This is a genomic window from Streptomyces durbertensis (assembly GCF_014156695.1).
GTDB lineage: Bacteria > Actinomycetota > Actinomycetes > Streptomycetales > Streptomycetaceae > Streptomyces > Streptomyces durbertensis.
This window is the reverse complement of sequence record NZ_WMLF01000299.1, coordinates 1-6,771: the sequence shown is the minus strand read 5'-3', so window position 1 is coordinate 6,771 and position 6,771 is coordinate 1. Positions and strand designations below refer to the sequence as shown.

Genomic DNA, 6,771 nt, shown 5'->3' with positions numbered 1-6,771 from the left:
GCGGCACCTGGTACAGCGGATTGTGACGCTCGTCGAAGAGGAGCCGCCCCGCCTGCCCGGCCCCGATCTCATCGAACGCCTTGAAGAGCCAGCCCCGCCAAGTGGGGTCGTCCGCCATCGACTTGTACTCGTCGTACCGCGCCTGCGCCAGCTCCCGCCGGTCGATGTCCGGCGACGTCAGGTACGGCTCGTCGATCAGCCTGTTGTCCTCACAGAACCGTACGAACACGGTGGCCAGCACCCACGCCACGGCCACCTGCGTGAGCTGCTCGTCGAGCCAGACCTTCCTTGACGCCGCCGTACGGCCGAGCTCACGAGCCTGCTGGTATTCGATCCCGTACCGCTCACTCACCTCGGGACGCTCGTCGACCTGCCGCTCAAGGTCCTTCTTGGCTGCGGCGACCTGCGGCTTGAGGTCGTCCAGCAGGGCCTTGCGGTCGATCATCGGGCGTTCTCCTCAATGCTTTCGGTCTGTGCGCGGTGCGGTTGCCGAACCCACGACTCCGGCAACGGGATCCACTCCCCCAGCGGCTCCTGGTAGGCGGCGTACACGTCCCATACGCCATCGGGCCCCACGGCCCTCCCCAGGACCGGTGCGCGACCAGGATCGGCCTGCGGAACCAGCAGCCACAAGGGCCGCTTGGCCTCACCCTCCCGCGCCTGCCGGGCGAGTTCGTCCAACCCGCCGACGTACTCGTAGCGGGCGAAGACAGCCGCGTCCGTCAGCAGCAGCGGGCGCGGATCCTCGCCCTGGCACAGCAACGCGCTGATCTCCTCCCGCATGCGGTCGCATGCGTTCCGCACGAAACGGGCGAAGTTCACGGCTGCCGTGGACCCCGCCTCCGCAGCGTCGGCCTTGAGGAGCGTCTCCCAGCGCGGCAGCCCCTTCGCGTTCGCGGCCGCCTTCGTCTCCTGCTCGTCGTGAAGGTGCCGCAGGAACAGCGCGGTGGCCGAGACCGCGACCGCTCCGCCGCCGAACCGCGCGTCCGTCAAGTGACGCACCGCCCGCTCGGCCAGGCCACTGCGGACTGTCAGCAAGCGGTAGCCGTCGCCCCGTCCCGCGGCCAGCAGGCGGTCCTCGGCGCGGGCCCTCGCCGCGAGGTCAGCGTCCTCCGACCAGGCGGCGGCGGAGGCGGTTCCGGTGGACGTGCCGTCCAGCCCGGAGCGGAAGTGGCTGGCGTTCTCCAGGCCCTCCGGGAGGTAACGCTGGTGCCGACCGTCCTTGTGGGTGCGCAGGACGAGCGGGAAGCCCGCCTCGCGCAGAGCCTCGGTGAGGGGGGCGTCCGCGGGGAGTCCGCGTCCGTCCTCGCCCTCCCCCGTCCGCAGTTCGGGGAAGCGGGAGCGGACCCGCTCGTGTACGGCGGCCACCGTCAGGCCCGGCTGCTCGTCGTCCGGCAACCCGGGGATGATCTTGACGATGCCGGCCTGGGTGAGGCGCAGTGCCCGCACCAGGCCGAGGCAGCGCGGATAAAGCTCCAGGCGGGAGGAGACCGCCGCATCCTGTGAGGCCGCCGCGGCGATGTCGACCATCCTCCGCTCGTCCCAGTCCAGGGTGCCCTCAGGCGGCTCCACCCTGGTCAGGTCGGCCAGCACGGCCGCGGCCGTCGGCAGGGTCTCGGCCCGGACGAGCCGGTCAGCGCGCCTGCCCAGCCTGATCGCGTAGTCGAGCAGTCCGGGCGCGGACGGCGTGTCAGGGCTGTCGATGCCCTCGCGGGCGTGCAGGGCGAGCAGGCCGGGGCGCAGGGCGTCGTCGGTGGCCTGGCGGCTCATGCGGTGCAGGAAGGCCGGGGTGGCGCCGCGTTCCTCCATCTCCACGACGGCTCTTACGGCGGCCAGGGCGAGGGCGCGGCGCTGGTACAGCTCGGGCAGGTCGGTGCCGCGGCGCAGGATCAACGCATCGGCGATCTCGCCGGCGGAGGCCAGGCGGCCGGACTGCTCCAGGATCTCCAGGACCTCGACGCGCAGCTCCCGCAGGACCTGCTCCTCACGCCACTTCTCCCGCAGGCCCAGGATGTGCGGGTTGACCCCGCCCTGGGTCATGTCGAGGAACTTGGCCACGTCCGTCTGTGTGGGCCAGCCGGGCAGGTGCGGCAGCCGCCCGTCGTCGTCGGGCAGGCGCAGCAGCGCGCGGGCCACGGCGACCCGGGTTTCGTTGCTGCTCACCGGGCCCCGCTGGCCGGGCACCAGCTCGGGCACCAGACGGGTGGCGAGCGCGTCGAGGGAGACCCGCCGCAGGGCGGAACGGTCGCCCGAAGCCAGGCCCAGGTGGTCGCTGAGCTTGCGTTCCAGGCCCGACTCGGCCTTGGCCGCGTCCAGTTCGGCCTTGGCCGCCTTGCGGCCCTCCCCGGTGAGCGGGTTGAGGTCCGCGGCGCGCAGACGGCGCCGCCATTCCCGGACACGGCGCTGGATGTCGGCGAGGGTCTTGGCACCCAGGCCCGGCTTATTGATCAGATCGCGCTCGCTGCGGTCCAGCAGCTGCCCGACGTCGGTGATCCCCAGGCCGTACAGGAACGACTCGGCGGCGGCGGTCAGGCCCGACAGGGAGAGGTGGGTGTCGAGCTGGGCGGCGGCGGCCCGCTCGTCGCGCACGGCCTCGGAGTCAACCGCCTCGTCGAGTCCGTGTCCCTTGTCGTGCGACGAGGGCACGGCCTGCTGGGACGCGTCAAGGAAGACCTTCTTCCACGCGTCGTGCATGTCCTTGAGCGTGGCGAACCGCTTACCGGCGTCCCGGTGCAGGGCCTTGCGGAAGAACCGCCACAGGCCCTTGCGTACCGGGTCGTCGAACGCGTCCTTGGCGATCTCCGGGTGCAGCATCTCGTCGGGGTCGGTCATCTCGGGTGTGACCGAGCCGTCTCCCCAGCGGGGCAGCTCGCCGGAGGCCATCTGGTGCAGAGTGACCGCGAGGGCGTACCACTCGGCCTGGTCGTCGTAGACCGCCCGCCTGTTCACCGGGCCGCCGACGAAGGGGTCCATGTACCCCCGAGTGCCGACCCCGGTCTCGCTGGCCGGGTAGGAGGCGAGGGAGAAGTCGATCAGGACCAGTTCGCGGGTGCCGTTGGGGCGCTTGCGGATGGCGATGTTGTCGGGCTTGATGTCCCGGTGCCACACGCCCTCGCCATGGAGGAAGTCGACGGCGCCGAAGAGCTGGTCGCCGTACTTCTCCAGGGACTCCGTGCCCATGGCGCCGAGCTCGCGGAGCCAGCGGGCGAGGGTCTCCTCGCGGGCGCGGATCTTGCCGGTCGCGCCATCGTCGTCGGCGAGTTCCGCCTTCTCGTCGCCGACGTACTCGACGGCGAGCACGGTGCGCTCGCCCAGCCGCAGCGGCTCGTCCACAACCAGGTTGATCACGCGGGAGTCGGCGCGCATCCGGCGCATCACCTGCGCCTCGCCGTCGAGGATGGACGCGCTGCGGTCCGCGACGGCCACCTTGAGGACGGCGAGCGGCCGGGTCCGGAACTCCTCCGCGCGCAGATCCCGGACCAGGAAGGCCCGCGAGGTGGAGCCCGTGCCGAGGCGCCGGCGGACCTGCCAGCGACCGCCGCCCAGTACGTCGCCGGGCTCGGCCTCCAGCGGATCGGGCTCTTCCTGCGGCTCGGGCTCGGCCTGGGCCTCGGCAGGTCCGGCCGCGGCGGCGGGGGGCGTGGGCTCGGCCGACTGCACATGCCGGATGCCCACCGACTCCTCGGCGTCGGTGAGGAGTTCGAGGAACTCGTCGACGGAGGACATCCGCTGGTAGGGCTTGTAGGCCGTGGCAGCGTGCACCAGCAGGTCGACGTCGTCCGTCAGGCCGTCGACCACGGCCGACGGCGTCAGGCCATCGCCGTCGCGCAGCATCGCCAGGACCTCGGCCTGGCTGGATGCCGGAGGGCGGCCGGTGACCAGCAGATAGGCGAGCGTGCCCAGGCCGTACACGTCCAGCAGGACCGGGTCGGGCCGGGTGGCGGTCAGCTCCGGCGCCAGATACGGCCCAGCTCCCTCGGCCACGTGCGTGGCGGACAGCGCCGTCGGGGCGAGGGCCGCGGCAGCGCGCGCCCCGCTGCTCGAACCGAAGCTGCGGGCGCTGGCCACCTGCCAGTCGGCGATCTCCAGACGCGGACGGAGCCACGCCTCTTCCTCGCCGGGCTTGCGCGGGCCCGGAATCACGTCGATCGAACGGGCGGCGAGGGCCCGGTGATGGAGCAGGCCGGCGTGCGCCGAACGGATCGTCTCGGCCAGCTGCCGCACCAGTCCCAGGCGGGCCTGGATCGTGAGCGCGTCCCCGTGGCGGCGGATGTACTCGTCCAGGCGCATCGCCCGCATGTCGTGCTCGAAGAGCAGGGCGGGCCCGGCGGGGTGGCCCGCCGGTTCGAAGGTCTTGTACTTCGCGGCCCCCGGGTGCTTGAAGCGGCTGAGCACGGCCGCCTCGCGACGCGCCGCCCGCTCCACGGACTCGCGCGCCTCGTCGGTCGAGCCCCGCTCGCGCAGGTAGACGCGCACGCGGACGGTCTCGTACAGCTCCTTGTGGTGGCCGACGTAGTCCACCCAGGTCGGGCCGGAGGCGATCTCCTTGTCGAGGCGGTAGGCGCCGACCCATTTCTCGGCCTCGCTCGGACGGATACCGGCCTTCTTCAGCCACTTGGCGATGTTGTCCGAACGACCCTCGTTGATCTTGAACCGTTCGTCACGTGGCGGCCGGTTCAGCTCCTTGACCAGCTCGGCGATGGTGAACACGTTCTGCCGCTCGTGCTGCGGCAGCTCCACGCGCAGCTTGGGATTGGTGAAGCAGACGACTTCCCGGATCCACACCTTGGGGGCCTTGGGCCCGGCCGCCCGCTCCAGCAGCCCCGACAGCTGAGCAGCCTTCTTGTTCAGCAGGTGCAGCGGGTTGCCGTGGTCGACCTCTTCGCCGTTCCCCTTCGTCTGCACCCAGGTGCCGTACGGAGCCGAGAGGCGTCCGACCCAGTCCTTGAGCTCGACCAGCCATACACCGCCGGGAGCGACAACGAGGAGGTCACATTCGCGAGGATGGCCCGAATTGGCAGTGAAGGTGAAGTTCGACCAGGCTCGCCACGGCTTGCCGCCGGGGAGCTGCTTGCGGATCGACTCCAGGCCCCGCTTCTCGTGCCCGTATTCAGACTCGGTGACGGTCGTCCACCGGTCCTTCTCCATCGCCCCTCGCTAACTTCGCCGCCCCGCCATAGCGCGATCACGCCGGCGACCGCGTGACATCGTATCCCTCACGCCCACTTCGGCGGGCTGCAAATACGTGGGTAAGGGGCTGCATGCAGCACGACGGAGATCCACCCCACGCAGGTCAGGCTCGAGGCAGTGGCTTTTCGAACCGCACACATGGACGGCGCCGAGTACGACCACAGCCTCAAAGCACTCGCCGCCTTCCACGCCGCCGTAGCCAGGCACCACGATCAGTTCTCCATCCCAGCACAAGCCCAGCACGGTAGGGATGAGCAGGAGTGATGAGAGGTGACGGGGGTCAACTACCCCGGCACCATCCCAGCACGGGAAACCAAGGGGTCCGACTCCAAAGAGTCGAACCCCTCCTGAACTGCATGTTTGCCAGAACAGCGATGTGGTGGTAAGTCGCTCGCTATACGTTGAAGCGAAACTCGACCACGTCGCCGTCCTGCATGACGTAGTCCTTGCCCTCCATGCGGGCCTTGCCCTTGGCGCGGACCTCGGCGACGGAGCCGGCCTCGACGAGGTCGTCGAAGGAGATGACCTCGGCCTTGATGAAGCCGCGCTGGAAGTCGGTGTGGATGACGCCGGCGGCCTCCGGGGCGGTGGCGCCCTTCGGGATCGTCCAGGCGCGGGACTCCTTGGGGCCCGCGGTGAGGTACGTCTGGAGGCCGAGGGTGTTGAAGCCGACGCGGGCGAGGGTGGCGAGACCGGGCTCGTCCTGGCCGACGGACTGGAGCAGCTCCAGCGCCTCGTCCTCGTCCAGCTCGGCCAGGTCGGCCTCCAGCTTGGCGTTGAGGAAGATGGCCTCGGCGGGGGCGACCAGCGCGCGCTGCTCGTCCTTGAACGCCTCGTCGGTCAGCTCGTCCTCGTCGACGTTGAAGACGTAGAGGAACGGCTTGGTGGTGAGGAGGTGCAGCTCGTGCAGGGGCTCGGCGCGCTCGGTGCCCTGGGCGATGCCGGCGGAGAAGAGGGTGCGGCCGTCCTCCAGGATGGCCTGCGCCTCCTGCACGGCCTTGACCTGGGCCTGCTTGTCCTTCTTGATCCGGGCTTCCTTCTCCAGCCGGGGCAGGACCTTCTCGATGGTCTGGAGGTCGGCGAGGATCAGCTCGGTGTTGATCGTCTCGATGTCGTCCTTCGGGGAGACGCGGCCGTCGACGTGTACGACGTTCTCGTCCTCGAAGGCGCGGATGACCTGGCAGATCGCGTCGGACTCGCGGATGTTCGCCAGGAACTTGTTGCCCAGGCCCTCGCCCTCGCTGGCGCCCCGCACGATGCCCGCGATGTCGACGAAGTCGACGGTGGCGGGCAGCACGCGCTCGGAGCCGAAGATCTCGGCGAGCTTGGCGAGGCGGGGGTCGGGGACGCCGACCACGCCGACGTTCGGCTCGATGGTGGCGAACGGGTAGTTGGCCGCCAGGACGTCGTTCTTGGTCAGGGCGTTGAACAGGGTCGACTTGCCGACGTTGGGCAGGCCGACGATTCCGATCGTGAGCGACACGTGGCGACTTCCCGTAAGCGATGAGGACTGGGCGGGGCGGCCGGCGGGTGCGGGCCAGTCCACCAGTCTACGGGCGCGGTCCGGCGACCGACGACCGG

Annotated in this window: 2 protein-coding genes and 1 pseudogene; all 3 read right to left on the bottom strand. The window is 70.5% G+C overall.

Annotation, left to right across the window (positions count from 1 at the left end):
- A pseudogene (locus GL263_RS18510) lies at positions 1-445 on the bottom strand (BREX-2 system adenine-specific DNA-methyltransferase PglX); the annotation flags it as partial.
- On the bottom strand, positions 442-5,148 hold the full coding sequence (gene pglW, locus GL263_RS18505) for a BREX system serine/threonine kinase PglW (protein WP_182856838.1): 4,707 nt from the start codon (positions 5,146-5,148) through the stop codon (positions 442-444). The pseudogene GL263_RS18510 and the gene pglW, both read right to left, overlap by 4 nt.
- 436 nt (positions 5,149-5,584) lie before the next feature.
- The gene (gene ychF / locus GL263_RS18500) at positions 5,585-6,673 is read right to left on the bottom strand and encodes a redox-regulated ATPase YchF (protein ID WP_182856837.1); all 1,089 of its coding nucleotides are present in this window, start codon (positions 6,671-6,673) and stop codon (positions 5,585-5,587) included.
- Positions 6,674-6,771: the final 98 nt, after the last annotated feature.

Coding starts and splice junctions, on each gene's coding strand:
- pglW (WP_182856838.1), bottom strand. CDS start 5,148: ATGGAGAAGGACCGGTGGACGACCGTCACCGAGTCTGAATACGGGCAC.